Genomic DNA, 15,459 nt, shown 5'->3' on the forward strand with positions numbered 1-15,459 from the left:
CGGGTGAGGGTGGCCATGCCGTCCTGCACGGTGCCGATGTTTTCGAACAGCGACGTCATCTGCCACATGATCCAGTGCGACATGCCGTTGATGCGCAGCGCCATGGCGGTGATCGCCGCCACCGCACCGGTACCGACCTGACCCAGATGCCAGAGCCACAGGGCATAGCCGCCGGCACCGATAATCAGCCCGACCACCAGCGCCTGATTGACGATCTCGAACTGGCTGACCAGACGCATCTGGCGGAAACCGGTGAGCTTGAAATCCTCCATCGCCGCGCGGGCGAAGTGCGCTTCACGCTTGGAGTGCGAGAACAGTTTCACTGTGGTGATGTTGGTGTAGGCGTCGGCGATGCGCCCGGTCATCGACGAACGCGCATCGGCCTGTTCTTGGCCGACCTGGCCAAGACGCGGCACGAAATACACCATGGCCAGCCCGAACAACGCGACCCAGATAATGAACGGCAGCATCAGTTTCAGGGCAAAGCCGCCGGCCAGGGCGATGATCGCAATGAAGTAAACGCCGATGCCCGGTGCAATTTCGATGAGGGTGAACAACACTTCGCGCACGGCCAGTGCGGTCTGCATGACCTTGGTCGTGACCCGTCCGGAGAACTCATCGGAGAAGAACGAAAGGCTTTGCCGCAGCATCAACCGATGGAAGTCCCAGCGCAGCCGCAACGGCAGATTGATGGCGAGGATCTGGTGCTGGACCATAGTGCGCAGCGCCACTAGCCCGATGCTGATGAACAAGACGATGCCGATGCCCCACAGCACACGACTTTCCTGCGCGTTGACTCCGCCGCCGGCCTGCCACGTCGAGAGCAGGTCCACGACTTGCCCAAGAAAGGAAAACAGCCAGGCTTCGTAGATCGACACGCCGGCACTGAGCAGCGCCAGCGCAAGGATATAACCGCGTGCACCGCGCGTGCAGGCCCACAGGAACCGCATCAGGCCGACGGGCGGAGGCGGTGCTTCGTCGGGAGGAAATGGGTCGAGCCGTTGTTCAAACACGCGCAGCATTGTGGTCTCCGAAATCATCAGGGTCTGTGGATTCTGCCATTGAATGGCGGTGTTGCGGGTTTGCATGTCACTGACTTGTCCCCACTAGTGTGATCGCCCGGGATCACTTCGGTGCAGAACACCACGGATTCCGGGGGCATGCCGATCAGCTAAGCTGTCTGCTCAGACGACTTGAGCAGCGCACGATGCAGCGAACAAAACCGGTTTCAGGTTGGGAGTCGATGGGCAAAGGAAATGTTTAATTTCTTTTTGACGTTTTTGTTCGTGTTGATCCCCACGGCGTCGCTTTCACTCGACAGTTACCTGCGCTACCGAGTCGCCAGAAACAAACCGGTGAGCAATGTCTGGAAGGGGTGCAATCATTTGCTTTCCATCCTGTTGCTCATGCAGTTGCTCGGCTTGGCGCTGTACTTCTTTTACATCGCCTGAATCTGGCGTGTTTCGATAGAGTGGATCGATATGGTGAGTTTCGCTTGCGCACTGTTGGTGATAGGCGCGGGGCTGATTTTGTATGTGTCCGATATGTTCGGCTATTCAAAGTCTGTAAAGGCAGAGAGGTCTCGCCTGATGTCCGCTGAGGAGCTCACAAAGGAGCAGAGAGATAAGCTCCGGTATTACCAATGGACAGGTGCAGCGAGGGTTGTTGGTTGGATTGCGATAGCCGTGGGCCTTTTGCTCTTGATGCTCCGTTGATGCAAAACAGTGTGGGACAGCGTTTCAGCATCTGGCCGGGCTGCCCGTTTTCAACCCCGCGGCGCGCCAGCCTCGATGTGCGCCGAAATCCACTTGCGACTGTAGGCCAGCACACCTTGAGCGATGGCCGTGGGAAAGTGGATAAAACCGTGGGGCGAGGAGGGCAGCAGGTACATCTCGACCGGCGCCGATTGCGCCCAGCGCTTGGCGATGTCGAGGGTGTCGTCGCGCAGCGGATCGAGTTCGCCGGCAAACAGCAGCGCGGGCGGGAAACCACTGAAGTCGCCATATAGCGGGGACAACGGTGGCTGACGGCGTTGCTCGTCAGTCAGGTCGGGTGTGAGCAGGCGCAACGCCTCGACCATGCCGGGGCCATCCAGCACCAGCGTGTCGGCGGGCGCGTTACGTACGCTGGATGTTCCGGTGAGGTCGTAGACGCCGTAATACAGCAATGCGCCGCTGATTCTTTGCAGCAGATCGGGCCATTGTTGCAGCGCCAATAGGGTCGCCGCCGCCAGATGGCCGCCCGCCGATTCACCGATCACCACGACGGGCAGGCCGGCAAACTCCTCCTCGTGCAATAACCAGCGAGTGGCGTTGAGGCAATCTTCCAGCAGTCCTTCGATGGGCGTGGACACCGCCAGTCGATAATCCACCGAGACCACGGTCACCTGGCAGCTGTCGACGATGGCCGCGTTGAAGTTGTCGTCCATTTGCGCATTGCCGATCACCCAGCCGCCACCGTGGAAGTCCAGCACCACGCCTTTCGCCGGGCCTTTGGGGCGGATGATCCGCACGGGCACGTTATCGATCAACTGGCGCTCAGCTGTCAGGCCAAACTTGCGCAACGCGCCCGAGCCGCCGATCTGACTGACGCGCAACAGCGCCTGAATCAAACGCGGCGTCAGGCGATTGCGGATTTTGAAACGCGGCAGCCAAGCCAGCTTCCTGTTGAAGGCGCGCACCTGCGCCAATTCGCGCTCGCCCTGCGGCCACGGTGTTGCATTACCCCAGTTGGCATTGGTCATCAGCGGTTCTTGATCAGGATGGAGAAATTCAACGCCGCCGCCACGCACAGCCACGCCAGATAAGGAAACAGGATCAAGCCAGTGATCAGGTCCAGTTGTATCGCCAGTACCACCATCGCCGCGACCACCAGCCACAACACGGTGAGAATCACCATCGCCGCCAACACCTGATGTGCGCCGAAGAACACCGGCGTCCACAGCGTGTTCAGCGCAATCTGCGCCGCCCACAACGCCAGCACGGTCTGGCTGCCGGGGATCAGGCTCAAGCGGTAACCGGCCCAGGCCAGCAGCAGATAGATAATCGTCCAGGCCACCGGGAACGCCCAATTGGGCGGGGTGAACCCGGGTTTGTTCAGCCCTTCGTACCACGGCCCCGGTTTGAACATCACACCGGTGGTTGCTGCGGCTGCGCAGGCCAGAAGAAAAATGAAGAAGGTCATCGCCAGTCCTTGGCTGAAATCAGCCGGTTGGGGGTTTAAGAAAGGGACGCCTCGGCAAGGAAAAAGTTTGCCATGAAATTCAGATTGGTCAGAGAGGCGATTCAATTTGAACTAAAAACTGACCATCGCGTCAGGATAATCAGTGCCTTTTCCTACTGACGCGGATGACCTCATGTACACCTATCACATCGAATACCGATTCAACGGCGAGCCTCGGACTTTTCTGCTGGAACTCAAGGAACAGCAGCTGGCCGAGCACGAGGCCGCGATGCATCTGCTTCAACTGCACTTGGGGGATGCGGAAAACGGTCTGATGATGCCCACTGCAGACTCAACACCCGAACAGATCCTCGAACGGGCCGAGCGGGTAGGGATTACGGACATCAAGGTTGTCAGCCAGACCAACTGAAGCGTGATGCAAATTTTGGCAACGGCGGGGATCAACGAAGACTATTCTCCCTGCCTTGGCGCTTAAACCGGCATCGCTGCTTCCTGCGCGTCGTGTTCAGCCATCATGTTCTTGCGCTCTTGATAGAACCGCAAAAACTCCGCCGCCGGCATCGCCTTGCCAAACAGCCAGCCCTGCCCAAACTGCACACCTTGACCGCGCAGGTAATCCCGTTGCGCTTCGGTCTCAATGCCTTCGGCGACGATTTGCAGGCGCAGACTCTTGGCCATTTCGATGATGTGGCCGGTCACGGATCCGGTCGCCGCGTCGTGGTCGATGTTGTCGACGAACGATTTGTCGATCTTCAGCACATCCAGCGGCAGTTGCTGCAAATGCTGGAGGCTGGAAAAACCGGTGCCGAAATCATCGATGGCCGCCAGATAACCCAGCTCGCGGGCACGATTGACGGTGGTGCGGGCTGCGTCAATCTCAACGAAACCGCGCTCAGTGGCTTCCAGCCAGATCTGCTTTTGCTGCACGTTGGCGCGGCGTAACGCAGTGTCGAGTACTGGCAGGAAACGGCCACTGCTGACGTCCTTCGCCGCCAGGTTGATTGCCACGTGCAGGCTGCGCTCTTTGACCAGCAACGGGCCGAGGTCCCGCAGTACATTGTCGATCACCTGATCGGTGATCGGCAGAATCAAACCGCTGTGTTCAGCCAGCGGAATAAACGCATCGGGACTCACCCGCGTGCCGTCCGGAAGTTGCCAGCGCACCAGAGCTTCCGCGCCGACACAGGCACCATCGCTGAGGCGGATGATCGGTTGATAGTGAACGATGAACTCGCGATTGCGCACTGCCAGTTGCAGTTCGGCCAGCGGTGACAGACGTTGGCGGGTACGGCGCACGATCAGCAGCACCAGCACGCCTGAGATTAAGCCACCGATCGGCAACAGCAACATCTCCCGGCGGATCAGGCCTTGCATCAATTCATGGCGCGACAGCGCCGCGATGGCGACCCAGTCACCGTTGTGGACGAGGGTGTAGAGGTAGCCGTCGGCAAGGCCCGAATGCGGGCCTGAATGCACGCGCGCCAAGAAGTGCTCCGCGCCCGGTCGCGAGGCGCTGACCAATTGTCCGGTCGCGGTGCCGACCGCCAAGTGCAGATCCTCTTCGAGCATCACATGCAGAAACTGCTCGGGATCGACCAGCACATTGAACGCCGCGTACTGCAACCCCATCATCGGCTTGGCCGGGACGATGCGCGATTGCACACCGAGCGAAACCCGCACGCCATCCGCCGTTGTGAAATCCTCACGCCACGGCGTCGCATGCTGCCCCACCGGCCCCCAGGAACCACAGGCGTAAATCTCTTCTTCGACATAACCGATCGACTTCACCGAAAGCGTGTTGATGGTCAGCAGACGCATCTCGTCGATGCTTTCCGGCGTGCACGGCACCAGCCGGGAACCGGCGATGGATTTCAGCGCGCCGGCCGCTTCATTGAAGGTGCCATGGGCACGACTGGAGGCGACGGATGCGAGGGTTTCCAGCCGTTGCTGAGCCGCGGCCAGATTCAACATCCAGGCGACGTAACCCATCAAAATAACCGGAAGCAAGACACACGGAAGGCCCAGGAGAATGCTCCCCCAGACAATGCGTTTTTTGTTCATGGCGCCACCTTGGCCTCAAGGCCTGTGACGTGCGCACAGCACGGCTGTTTTCAGCGATTGCAGATTACGGCTGCCGTGTGGGGTAAATACTGCTCCAGATCAATTTAACTGATTGCCCGGATTGATTGGTTTCTCTGCGTTCTGAGAACTGCGTGACCGGGCCTCTTTACTGGCAAGCCAGCTTCCACAAGGACGTGTTCAGAGTCTGTATCCCGCAAATCCGCGCAGTCTGTATCTATCGGCACAATTCCCTCGTTGATACCTTGCGCGCTTCGCGAACATCAACGAGGTAGCCATGGATCTCACCGCCATTCCTTTCGGTACCACCGATTGGTCAACCATAGAACCGGAGGCACATGCCGGGGTAACCGGCACGGCCTGGTGGCGAACCTGCCAGTTTGGCGCAACGCGCGTGCGGATGGTCGAGTACAGCCCCGGCTACCTCGCTGATCATTGGTGCTGGCGCGGCCATATCCTCCTGTGCCTGGAAGGGCAGTTGCAGACCGAACTGGAGGATGGCCGCCAGTTCACATTGACTCCCGGCATGAGTTACCAGGTAGGCAACGACGCCGAAGGCCATCGATCCTTCACCGCCACTGGCGCGAAACTGTTCATCGTCGATTGAGTTTGCGCTGATGCCTTCAGACCTTTTCTGTTCGTGATGGGGGCTTTTCAGCCAACACGCACCTCAGCTGGCCGGCCGCCATCGCGAGCAGGCTCACTGCTGCAATGGTTCTACGGTGGGTTCGGAACTGCCATCACCATTGCTTTTGCATGATGATCGTTCGCTCGGTGCCGTGATATTCGTCTCGAACCCAAGCGATCGATAAAAACCTTCAGCCGTTATCGAGGAGGGCACCATGTTCACGATGAGCTCACTGATCATGGCGGCATCTTCGTGTGTTGCCATTCGAATCAGATCTTCCATTTTCGTAATCCCTGAGACTTTCTCTGCCGGTGGATGGACCGATCACGCACCCCACGGCCCGATCGCGCAGCCATTTCCGTTGAAGCCGAAACTGTCATATCCAGTATCACTTGCCTACCCATAGTGACCAGCCCAACGCTTAAACAATGAGGCTGCACTGTGTTTCAACGTCTTCTGTGTTCGCTGTCCGTACTGAGCCTGTCCATCGCCGCCGCCCATGCTGCCGAGCCCGTGCCGCTCGACACACCGCGCCTGCAGGGCATCGACAACTTCCGTGATATCGCCGGTACCACCGCCGCGTACACCACGGCCCACGATGGCACGATGCGCAGCGGCGTGTTTTACCGCTCCAACGCGCTGACGCCGACGGCCAGCGATCTGGCGACCCTCAACAGTCTCGGCATCAAAGACATCTACGACCTGCGCACCCCCAGCGAAATCGCTGCGACCCCCGACACGATGCTAAGCGGGGCGACTTATCAGAACATCGACATCATCGGCAGCACCACGTCCGGCGCGAACATCACCAACATTTCTTTCAAAAGCGCCGCCGACGCTATCGCGATGATGGAGCAGACCAACCGCGCCTTCGTCAGCGACGCCGGCATGCGCGGCCAGTTCGGCGTGCTGTTCAATGAACTCGCCAGCGTCGATGCCGCGCAACTGTTCCACTGCACCGCCGGCAAGGACCGCACTGGCTGGACCGCCGCCGTTTTGCAGAGCATCGCCGGGGTCGACAACGCCACCATCATGGCCAACTACCTGGCGACCAACGACTACACCGCCGCCCGTGTCGCCGCCACGCTCAAAGCGCTACCGCCGAGCATGGCAGCCATTTACGAGCCGTTGCTCGGCGTGCAGGCCAGTTACCTGCAGGCCGGCCTCGACGAAGTCACCGCGCAATACGGCAGCATGGACAACTACCTCAAACAAGGTCTCGGTCTGTCGCAGGAAACCATTTACGTCCTGCGCGGCAAACTCGTCGAATACAACAGCCTGCCGGGTCAGGCCGGGCTGATCGGCAACGCCGCTGCCGGCGCCGAATTGCTCCGCGAGTTGCAGAACACCAACCTGTCCGGCACCTACAGCGCCTACAACTACTACCTGCAATCGGCCATAGATGCCGGCAACCTCGGCGGTGTTGAATCCCAGGTCGGCGGCCAGGTGCACGCCGACGCCGCCAGCTACCTTCTGCGCCAAAACGCGATGATCGAACAAGCTGCCGCACCGTTCGCCAGCGGCAGCGACCTCAAAGTCGGCCAGTACCGCCTCTGGACCACCGCGCTCGCCGGCTACCTCGGCACCGACGGCTCATCTCATGCAGAAAGCAGCAACGAACACAGCCAAGGTTTGATGGTTGGCATCACCCAACGCTTCAGCGATCAACTCAGCGCACGCGGCGGTTTTGGCTACAGCAAAGGCACTGTTGGCGGCGCAGGTGGCGAAGCCGACACCGACTTAACCTTCCTCAACGTCGGCGCCCGCTACGGCTTCACCAGCCTCGAACAAGGCCTGTTTCTCGACGCCAACGCCAGCGCCGGCTATGTCGACTACGACAGCAAACGCGACCTCGGTGGCGGCCTCGGCACCGCGAAAGGCAACAGCCACGGCAACCTCACCGGCGCCACGCTTGCGTTGGGCTATCGCGCCCCGGTCAACGGCATGACCTTCGAGCCGAGCCTCGGTTTTCGCGTCAGCCACCTCGACCTCAACGGCTTCAAAGAGAAGGGCAGCGAACTGGTGCTCGACGTCGACGACAACAGCGCCACCCGCCGCAGCGCAGTCGCCAACCTCAATGTCGCCTTCGCCCCGGTGGCGATGGGCAGTTGGCAACTGGTGCCGGGTGTGCAAGTGGGTTACGAACGCACACTGGGCGACAACCAGGTCGACAGCCAAAGTCACCTGCTGAGCCTGGATATCGAACAACGCGCCGCCTTCGACAACCGCGACCAATTCAGCGGCGGCGTCAACGTCATGGCCAGCCTCGGCGCCCTGAGCCTGGGCGCAGAAGTCGGCGCGAATGGCGGCGGTGACAGCCACGGCTTCAACGGCGGCCTCAAGGCCAGCTACGCGTTCTAAAAGAAGTGGGGTCAAGGATGACTCCAATCCAGCAAACACCACAGATTCTGTGGGTTGCTATCAATCTCAATCACACCACAAATCCCTGTGGGAGCTGGCCTGCTAGCGATAGCCCCTTGCAGCCACCATCACCCCAACTGACCCACATCCCTCAATCCCGCCCCCGCAATTCCGCCGGACTTAACCCATAAGCCCCCTGAAAATACCGACAAAACCGCCCCACATTACTAAACCCAAACCGCAACGCCACCTCAGTCACCGACCCCGAACCCCGCCGCTTCAAAACCTCATAAGCCCGCTCCAGCCGTACCTGCCGCTGATACGCCACAATCGACATCCCGACAAACCGCCGAAACCCCTCCTGCAACGCCCGCTGACTCACATGACTCAACCGCGCCAGATCCACACCACTGACCAACTGCTCCGGATGCGCCTGAATAAACTCCACCGCCAACTTCACGTGTCGCGGCGCAACCATCGCCGTCGGCCGCCGCAACGCCTCGGAGAAGTTATGCGGCCACGCCTCCAGCACCGCATCAATCAACATCTCGCGCAACCGTGATGGCATCAACGTCCCGCTGTTGAGCAACAGATCAAACTCCGTCCCCGTCGCCAGATCAATCAACGCCTTGATCCCCTGAAACGCTGCCGTCTCAAGATCCACGCTCGGCTCAAAAACGATCTTCTGCAGAATCGGTTTATCCAACAACGCCGACAGTCGCTCGGTGAGCTGGTGACGATTGATCGACATCCCGTGATGCGCGTGATCATCCAGAAAGCGCATCGAACGGATATCCGCCTTATCAATCGCCAGCCCAACGTGCGACACCCCGATAGACTCGGTGGCATGGTTGAAAACGATCTTGCCGGCAGTGGGAATGACGAAGGTGATCTCGTCCTGTGGATCGGGGAAAGCGACGGTGAAATCACCGTGATAATGCATCCGCCGAAAACTCACGCCATCGTGCCGACCGTAGACCCCGCCAATAATGATGTTGGATGGCGGGGGTGGAGTATCGGCGTAGCGGTTGCCGAACAATCTGGAAAACAGTGCACCGAAGTCATCCGAACGAAGGTTGTCGGAACGCAGGATGATTTGTTGGCGAACAGGAGTTGGAAACACCTTGGCGGCACCTTCGTTTGGGGGCTCTAGGACTGGGGTGTAGGGTAGGGCGTCGAGGAGAGTAGCAGAGGCAATATGACTTTTTTGCGACAGGCAGAAACATGTAGTTACAGCGCCGCACTACGTTTAAGCGAAGGACACTCGGCAGGTCATTGCCAACATGGCAACCTGCTCGCATCTGTACTCAGCAAACAAATAGCGGCGACGCATCCAGCGCTTGGCCCTGTTTGAAATGACCTGAAAGCATTCAAGTTAATTGGAGCGGCAATGCACGCCAACTCGCAAACACTCCCCATCACCCTGACCCCAGAACTCGACTTCGACCAAAACACCGCCAGTGCTTTCGGCGAATCGCTGACCAGCGAATACACCCAAGCCACGCCATTCCCGCACATCGTCATCGACAACTTCCTGCAAGCAGACGTCATCGCCAGCATCCGCGAACACTTCCCGGTCGTACCGACCGACAACGAACAGATCTACGAGCGCGGCTACAAAGGCCAACTCAAACGCCAGATCAGCCCCAACGCCTGCAGCCCGTACCTGAAGAACGTCTTCAACACCTTCAACTCCGCACCGATGCTGCAATTCCTCGAAAAACTCACCGGCATTCAAGGGCTGATTCCTGATCCCTATTTCACCGGCGGCGGCCTGCACGAAACCAAAACCGGCGGCTTCCTCGGCGTGCACTCGGATTTTCGGCTGAACAAGAAGCTCAATGTTGAGCGCCGGTTGAACGTCATCATTTACCTGACCGAGGATTGGCAGGAGGCGTACGGCGGCAACCTGGAGCTTTGGGATGTGGGGATGAAAAAGTGCCTGAAGAAGGTGCTGCCGATTTATAACCGGTGTGTGATTTTTAATACGGATAAGGACAGCAACCATGGGCATCCGGAGCCGTTGACTACGCCGGAACACATCACTCGGCGGTCGATTGCGCTTTATTACTACACGGCGAGTGGGGTGGGAGGGGAGCCGGGGCAGAGGAATAAAACGCACTATAAGCCGCGGCCGAAGGATCGGTGGAGCCTGAAGTACCACGTGAATAAATTGTTTAAGAGGAAAGGATGAGGAGTGGCGATTTAAGGGCGGAGACATGTTCATGCAACGGGCGGGGGAGTCATCATTGGATGAAGAGCTTGAGGAGTTCACGCATTGAGACATCTTCTGACTGAGCCACAACTGACAAAGGTCAGAGCGGCACTCTCCGAGCCATTTAACGATTTTCCCGTCGAATATGACTATCTGGCGAGGACGGTCAGAGGCGTCGACCCTAACATTCTTTACGAAATCCTCTATTCAGAGGTCGCACCGGTGTGTTTCATCAATCTTGTGGCTGCTGTACCCCCGGTATGGACAGGTTTCGATCCTGACATACTCAGAGAGTCGATAGAGGAAAGGTTGGCTGCGAGAAAAAGTAATTGGTTTCGTCGTCAGTTCGACAAGGTGCTGGTGCGTTGGTTGAAATACAGCTACGCCTACATCTGGAAGGAGATCGCCAGTCGGCTGTAGCTTGCAGAACAAGGTGGGTTCACAGAGGCAATATATCGATGCCAAACATAGTTAAGAAACGGTCCTGTTTCGAGTTTTCCGTATTTCATCTGTAGCTATTTTTTGATGTTATCGCTTTGCGCACGTTTCGATGTCGGCTTGGGTGGTTATTTTTGAGTCGATGCCTAATCTGTATTTACAATAATCGATGATGTCTTGTCGCTGCTCATTCGTGAGTGTTTCTATATGTCGATAATTTCCGTCATTCGCATGAATGTTGAAAAACTGCATTCGAAAGGTCGGATGTTTTTTGATGAAATATATTCGAGTGATTTCGCTGTCTGAAACTTCGTTATAGAAGCCTGTATTCAGAATAAGCAAAATCGAAATTAGAGAAGCGAACATCAAATATCTCATAACGGCCATGGCTTGAGTGGTGGTAATCATTCTGTCTTCGCGCGTATGTCTGATCAACCTCCATGACGGCATCCCGACCGTCATGGAGGGATTTTCGTTACTCCGTCGGCACTACGTTATCCAACGCCCGATTCACCGCCAACTCCCCAAGCATCACCACTTGCGCAATGCCTTGCAGTGTCTTGCGTGCCGGTCCCTGCACCAGCCCGATCACATCCCCAAGCATCACCGATGCCGAGCCGAGTGATTCACTGGCATTCACCAGCAATTCCTCAGTCTTGGTGTTCGGGTTGGCGATAAACATCTTGTTGGTTTGGTACGGGGTGAGCATGACTTCCGGGGCAGGGCCGAGGTAGTGGGAGAGGGCGCGGTCGACGGCTTCGTTGAATTTCTTTGCGTCTGGGGATTCGTCGCCCGCGATCGGATCGATTTCTGGCGGATTCGGCGTAATTTTGAACATAGATGAAACTCCTGGGAAACGATTAAGGAGCCATCACACTTCGCTACCAAACGAGGGGTGGCGGCCATGCACAGGTTGGTAGACCGGCCCAGGAGCCCGGCGCGTCCGAGGACGCCCTACGCATGGCCACCATAAAGCGGAGATCAGACAAACGATCTCTGCGAAAGGTGCGCAATGCGCCTGGGAAAGTCGGGCTACCAAACCCGATCACTGCTATTCAGTGACCGAACCACAATAGAACCCGCATCCAAGGCGCACAAGCCGGCGGATTCTGGCGTAGTCGTAGGCAACGGCGCAAGGCGTTGTAGGTTGGGATGACGTAACTTGGGGTGTCTTTAAACAAAGTCCAGGAATTGCTTCAACAGGGCAGTTAGAGCTGTTTTTGCGATGTCTTTGTGGAGTGGATGAGCGGGAACCGTTTCGCGATCCATCGGGGGCAAGTCCTCTCGCTATAGGTGGGAGTTAATTCGCCAGCGAAATCAGCATGTCGATGACATTGATGGGCACGTAGATTAGGGTAATCCCCGCATACGCTTTACGCGACCGAGCCACAAACGCGCCAATCGGCAACACAATCATGATCACATCCAGCAAACCCCAAAGCGCCACCGGCGATGCCTCAAACAACGTGACATTGACGATTAGCCCCAGGCACAGATACGTGGACAGCGACAGCAATGCATAGCGCCCATCCTGTTCGAAATACACGCGCAACCCGTTCTGCTCCCGATGCGCGCATGGTGTTTCACTACTTCGTCGAAGGCGAGGCGGTTTGGGGGACTTATGCGGGTGGGCATATTCGCATGGGTAACCAGGTCGGGCGGGTGACCGGGCCGGATAGTATCGAGCTGCTTTATCAGTGCATCACCACGGATGGCGAGATTCGCGCGGGTTGGTCGCGGAGTGTGGTGGGGGTTGATGAGGCGGGGCGGACGACGTTGAGTTTTGTGTGGGGGTGGTTGTCGGGGGCCGAGGGGGGCGGGGAGTCGAGTTATGTTGAGGTATCCCCGGACTGTGTTTCGGCATAGATCCGGTCTCGTTTAACCCGCTGATTTGGGCGTCTGTTCAGTAATAAAGCGCTGTGCCTCAGCCCGGCCAATGACATCATGCCTGTTTCCGGTGAGGGCATAGGGCCGACTGTCTGCAAGGAATAGAGGAGGGATATTTGATGAGCAAATTGTCAGCAATGATCGCGCAAGCGAGTGTGGGCCTTTCCGTGCAGCAGCGTATTTCGGATGAAAAGTGGACGGCAATTGCGCAGCAGTGTGGGGACGAAGAGGTTGCTGAAATACGCGGTCGAATTGACGCGCTGAGGGCTGAGTTGTCGACGGTGGAGGATTGGGATGGCGATACTCAGGATGAGATTCATCTGGCGATTGCTCAATTCACCAGGATGCTGGAGCTCGCGTCTAATGGCGTCTAGCAGGTGAATGTGCTGTTCTCATAACTTTTGTCTCGTCAGTACCCGTGATTGGCGTTTTTGAATTGAAATGAATGTCGTCAACGTCGGCAACCGGCCAGAAGCGTCTCATCTAAAACCGTGGCTTTGCAGCCATGTTATGGTCTCGAAACCAAAAGAAAACCCACGGAATTCAATCATGGAACTGGTTCGACTCACTCCCGCGGAATATCACACCAACGACAGCTACTGGCGACTTTTCAAGCTCGCAGATGGTTCTGTCTACATCCTCGTTGAATGTGAAGCGTCTTTTGTGGGGTACCAGTCCATGATCAAGCTCAACGCCGAGGAAATGCGCGACTACCACGGTTTGGGCTGGCTATCGATTCAGCACCTGGCGAACCGGATCAATTACTTTGTCAGTGATTACAACGGTCGCAGAATCACCGGGCCTTTGCTTGAGCAAGCCAATCAGCTTTCGACGCGCTAGTTCTATTGGCTCAGCCCCTTGGAATCCGCCAACCCGCCCTCATAACCATCGCTATACCCAACACCCCGAAGAGGAATGACACGCCATGACCACTCAAACCGAAACCGCCATCCTCGCCGGCGGCTGCTTCTGGGGCATGCAGGATCTGCTGCGGCGCTATCCCGGTGTGTTGCAGACCCGCGTCGGTTATACCGGCGGCGATGTGCCGAACGCTACGTATCGCAATCATGGTGACCACGCTGAAGCCATCGAGATCACCTTCGATCCTGCGGTGATCAGCTATCGGCAGATCCTTGAGTTTTTCTTCCAGATCCACGACCCGAGCACGCCAAACCGTCAGGGCAACGACCTTGGACGCAGCTATCGCTCGGCGATTTACTACCTCAGCGAAGAACAGCGCGATGTCGCTGAAGACACGGCTGCCGATGTCGACGCCTCAAAACTGTGGCCGGGTCGCGTGGTGACCGAAATCGAACCGGCGGGGCCGTTCTGGGAAGCGGAGCCGGAGCATCAGGATTACCTCGAGCGTATTCCGAATGGCTACACCTGCCATTTCATTCGTCCGAACTGGAAGCTGCCGAAGCGCGTGTGACGGCGCGCCACTCATTGAGCGCCGGCAAATAGGCGCTGCACATATCCGCCATGCCTTGCGTTATTGCGAAGCTTTTTATGCTTTCTGCGAATAATGATTGAAGTGCTACTCGCTCGACAGCCAGGCACTGAAATATCAGCGCCAATACCCGGCGAAGCCAGCCAGTTTCAAGCCACATGAAAAACCCCAGTAATCGGCAAATTTCTGGGGTTTTTCTTTACGGGGTAGGTACAACTGGCGAGCGACGCTCTGCAACTCGCTCGCTATTTCAAAGCCTCTTGCTCGCGAAGAAGTCGCAATGTATTGAAGATTCAGCCATTGACACACCGCGACCACAAACCGGGTTCATTCCTCTGCGTGTCAGAGCAAACTCCACGACACCCCGACATAAACCCCCATCCCTTCACCCGGCGTAGACCGCGCAGCATCCAGCCCTTTGTCGTCATACCCCGGCGTGACCGTTGCCGCATAGTGCTTGTTGGTCAAATTACGCATATCCACCCAACCCTGCCAGTCACCCTTCGGCGCGTTGTAGCCCAGTGTCGCGCCGAACAGGGCATAAGGATCGGCGTAGTAGCTGTTGGCGTAATCCACTGCAACTTTGGACACCAGTTGCGTATTCACTGCCGCAAAGAAACCCAGCGGCCAGTCGTAACGCAATTCGCCCTGGTAGTAATGCATCGGCAACCCCGGCAAACGGTTGTCACCAAAACGATCGTCATCGCGATAGTGGAAGTCACTGAAGGTATACGCTTGGCGCAGGCTCAACTGACGGCCATCAGCGGCCGTCCAGAGTTTGCTGTTCAGGCTCGCCTCAACACCTTGATGCACGGTCGGGCTGGCGTTGAGTTCGTAAGGGGTGACGGCATTGGCATCCGGCAACACCGAGAGCAATTCATGGCGCACCTGCGCGTAGTACCACGCCAGACTCCACTGGCCGACAGCGCTGTCGCCACGGCCACCCAGTTCCAGCGTGGTCGCGGTCTGGTTCTGCAGTTTGATCGGATCTTTCTGCGTTCCGGTCGCCGCGCCATTGCCGGCCGGGAAGCGCACGTTGGAGCTGTAGATCAGCGACCACGGGTGCGGCGCCTCAACCGAGCGGCTGAGGTTGCCGAACACTTGCAGATCCGGGCTGATCTGGTAACGCAGGCCGATGCGTGGCGCGTAGTCCCACTCGTTCAGGCTGGTTTTGCCGCCACTCTGCGGGTAGGTCACAGCGCTTTCGCGGCGGGGGGG

The 15,459-nt window shown here is 57.7% G+C and carries 18 protein-coding genes and 1 pseudogene; 10 read left to right on the forward strand and 9 right to left on the reverse strand.

Annotation, left to right across the window (positions count from 1 at the left end; all coding sequences use genetic code 11):
* Nucleotides 1-1,022, reverse strand: a 1,022-nt coding sequence (locus M9827_RS07585) for an ABC transporter transmembrane domain-containing protein (RefSeq protein ID WP_250605461.1), incomplete at its 3' end; no start/stop codon positions are given.
* Nucleotides 1,023-1,256: 234 nt separating this feature from the next.
* On the opposite strand from M9827_RS07585, the gene M9827_RS07590 reads away from it, so the two are divergent.
* Nucleotides 1,257-1,451 (forward strand): hypothetical protein, encoded by a 195-nt coding sequence (locus M9827_RS07590; RefSeq protein WP_093433302.1) that lies wholly within the window; start codon nucleotides 1,257-1,259, stop codon nucleotides 1,449-1,451.
* A 314-nt stretch (nucleotides 1,452-1,765) separates the two neighbouring features.
* On the opposite strand, the gene M9827_RS07595 is transcribed toward M9827_RS07590, so the two are convergent.
* Together M9827_RS07595 and tspO are read right to left on the reverse strand one after the other, a co-directional pair.
* Complete coding sequence (locus M9827_RS07595; protein ID WP_250604760.1) at nucleotides 1,766-2,743, reverse strand: alpha/beta hydrolase; 978 nt, start codon at nucleotides 2,741-2,743, stop codon at nucleotides 1,766-1,768.
* Nucleotides 2,743-3,183, reverse strand: a complete 441-nt coding sequence (gene tspO / locus M9827_RS07600) for a tryptophan-rich sensory protein TspO (protein ID WP_007916213.1) — start codon at nucleotides 3,181-3,183, stop codon at nucleotides 2,743-2,745. The genes M9827_RS07595 and tspO overlap by 1 nt, the downstream gene beginning before the upstream one ends.
* A gap of 142 nt (nucleotides 3,184-3,325) precedes the next feature.
* On the opposite strand from tspO, the gene M9827_RS07605 reads away from it, so the two are divergent.
* On the forward strand, nucleotides 3,326-3,592 hold the full coding sequence (locus tag M9827_RS07605; RefSeq protein ID WP_250604762.1) for a DUF6555 family protein: 267 nt from the start codon (nucleotides 3,326-3,328) through the stop codon (nucleotides 3,590-3,592).
* 62 nt (nucleotides 3,593-3,654) lie between these two features.
* Here M9827_RS07605 and M9827_RS07610 read toward each other — a convergent pair whose 3' ends face one another.
* Nucleotides 3,655-5,172, reverse strand: coding sequence for an EAL domain-containing protein (locus M9827_RS07610; protein WP_250604764.1), 1,518 nt, complete (start codon nucleotides 5,170-5,172; stop codon nucleotides 3,655-3,657).
* Between the two features lie 367 nt (nucleotides 5,173-5,539).
* Here M9827_RS07610 and M9827_RS07615 point away from each other — a divergent pair, with 367 nt between their 5' ends.
* Complete coding sequence (locus tag M9827_RS07615; RefSeq protein WP_095049927.1) at nucleotides 5,540-5,869, forward strand: DHCW motif cupin fold protein; 330 nt, start codon at nucleotides 5,540-5,542, stop codon at nucleotides 5,867-5,869.
* A gap of 93 nt (nucleotides 5,870-5,962) precedes the next feature.
* On the opposite strand, the gene M9827_RS07620 is transcribed toward M9827_RS07615, so the two are convergent.
* On the reverse strand, nucleotides 5,963-6,172 hold the full coding sequence (locus M9827_RS07620; RefSeq protein ID WP_250604766.1) for a GNAT family protein: 210 nt from the start codon (nucleotides 6,170-6,172) through the stop codon (nucleotides 5,963-5,965).
* Nucleotides 6,173-6,331: 159 nt separating this feature from the next.
* On the opposite strand from M9827_RS07620, the gene M9827_RS07625 reads away from it, so the two are divergent.
* A complete protein-coding gene (locus M9827_RS07625) occupies nucleotides 6,332-8,251 on the forward strand; it encodes a tyrosine-protein phosphatase (RefSeq protein ID WP_250604769.1) in 1,920 nt (639 codons plus the stop codon).
* 151 nt (nucleotides 8,252-8,402) lie between these two features.
* Here M9827_RS07625 and M9827_RS07630 read toward each other — a convergent pair whose 3' ends face one another.
* Nucleotides 8,403-9,374, reverse strand: a complete 972-nt coding sequence (locus tag M9827_RS07630; protein ID WP_250604771.1) for an AraC family transcriptional regulator — start codon at nucleotides 9,372-9,374, stop codon at nucleotides 8,403-8,405.
* 267 nt (nucleotides 9,375-9,641) lie between these two features.
* On the opposite strand from M9827_RS07630, the gene M9827_RS07635 reads away from it, so the two are divergent.
* Together M9827_RS07635 and M9827_RS07640 are read left to right on the forward strand one after the other, a co-directional pair.
* A complete protein-coding gene (locus M9827_RS07635) occupies nucleotides 9,642-10,445 on the forward strand; it encodes a 2OG-Fe(II) oxygenase (protein WP_250604773.1) in 804 nt (267 codons plus the stop codon).
* Between the two features lie 84 nt (nucleotides 10,446-10,529).
* A complete protein-coding gene (locus M9827_RS07640; protein WP_250604775.1) occupies nucleotides 10,530-10,886 on the forward strand; it encodes a DUF7079 family protein in 357 nt (118 codons plus the stop codon).
* Nucleotides 10,887-11,379: 493 nt separating this feature from the next.
* Here the strand turns inward: M9827_RS07640 and M9827_RS07645 are convergent, their stop codons facing one another.
* Both M9827_RS07645 and M9827_RS07650 read right to left on the reverse strand, forming a co-directional pair.
* The gene (locus M9827_RS07645; RefSeq protein WP_250604777.1) at nucleotides 11,380-11,742 is read right to left on the reverse strand and encodes a DUF6124 family protein; all 363 of its coding nucleotides are present in this window, start codon (nucleotides 11,740-11,742) and stop codon (nucleotides 11,380-11,382) included.
* A gap of 462 nt (nucleotides 11,743-12,204) precedes the next feature.
* Nucleotides 12,205-12,456: a hypothetical protein gene (locus tag M9827_RS07650; protein ID WP_250604779.1), complete on the reverse strand. Its 252-nt coding sequence runs from the start codon at nucleotides 12,454-12,456 to the stop codon at nucleotides 12,205-12,207.
* Between the two features lie 23 nt (nucleotides 12,457-12,479).
* Here M9827_RS07650 and M9827_RS07655 point away from each other — a divergent pair, with 23 nt between their 5' ends.
* The 4 genes from M9827_RS07655 to msrA all read left to right on the forward strand — a co-directional run bounded on the left by M9827_RS07655 (nucleotide 12,480) and on the right by msrA (nucleotide 14,223).
* The gene (locus M9827_RS07655; RefSeq protein WP_250604781.1) at nucleotides 12,480-12,770 is read left to right on the forward strand and encodes an avidin-fold protein; all 291 of its coding nucleotides are present in this window, start codon (nucleotides 12,480-12,482) and stop codon (nucleotides 12,768-12,770) included.
* A 140-nt stretch (nucleotides 12,771-12,910) separates the two neighbouring features.
* Complete coding sequence (locus tag M9827_RS07660; protein WP_150692726.1) at nucleotides 12,911-13,165, forward strand: hypothetical protein; 255 nt, start codon at nucleotides 12,911-12,913, stop codon at nucleotides 13,163-13,165.
* 175 nt (nucleotides 13,166-13,340) lie between these two features.
* The gene (locus tag M9827_RS07665; protein ID WP_250604783.1) at nucleotides 13,341-13,631 is read left to right on the forward strand and encodes a hypothetical protein; all 291 of its coding nucleotides are present in this window, start codon (nucleotides 13,341-13,343) and stop codon (nucleotides 13,629-13,631) included.
* Between the two features lie 85 nt (nucleotides 13,632-13,716).
* The gene (msrA, locus tag M9827_RS07670; RefSeq protein WP_250604784.1) at nucleotides 13,717-14,223 is read left to right on the forward strand and encodes a peptide-methionine (S)-S-oxide reductase MsrA; all 507 of its coding nucleotides are present in this window, start codon (nucleotides 13,717-13,719) and stop codon (nucleotides 14,221-14,223) included.
* Nucleotides 14,224-14,583: 360 nt separating this feature from the next.
* On the opposite strand, the pseudogene M9827_RS07675 reads toward msrA, so the two are convergent.
* Nucleotides 14,584-15,459, reverse strand: a pseudogene (locus tag M9827_RS07675) (TonB-dependent receptor domain-containing protein); the annotation flags it as partial.

Origin of the sequence: Pseudomonas sp. AKS31 (assembly GCF_023634765.1) — a bacterium.
Lineage (GTDB): Bacteria > Pseudomonadota > Gammaproteobacteria > Pseudomonadales > Pseudomonadaceae > Aquipseudomonas.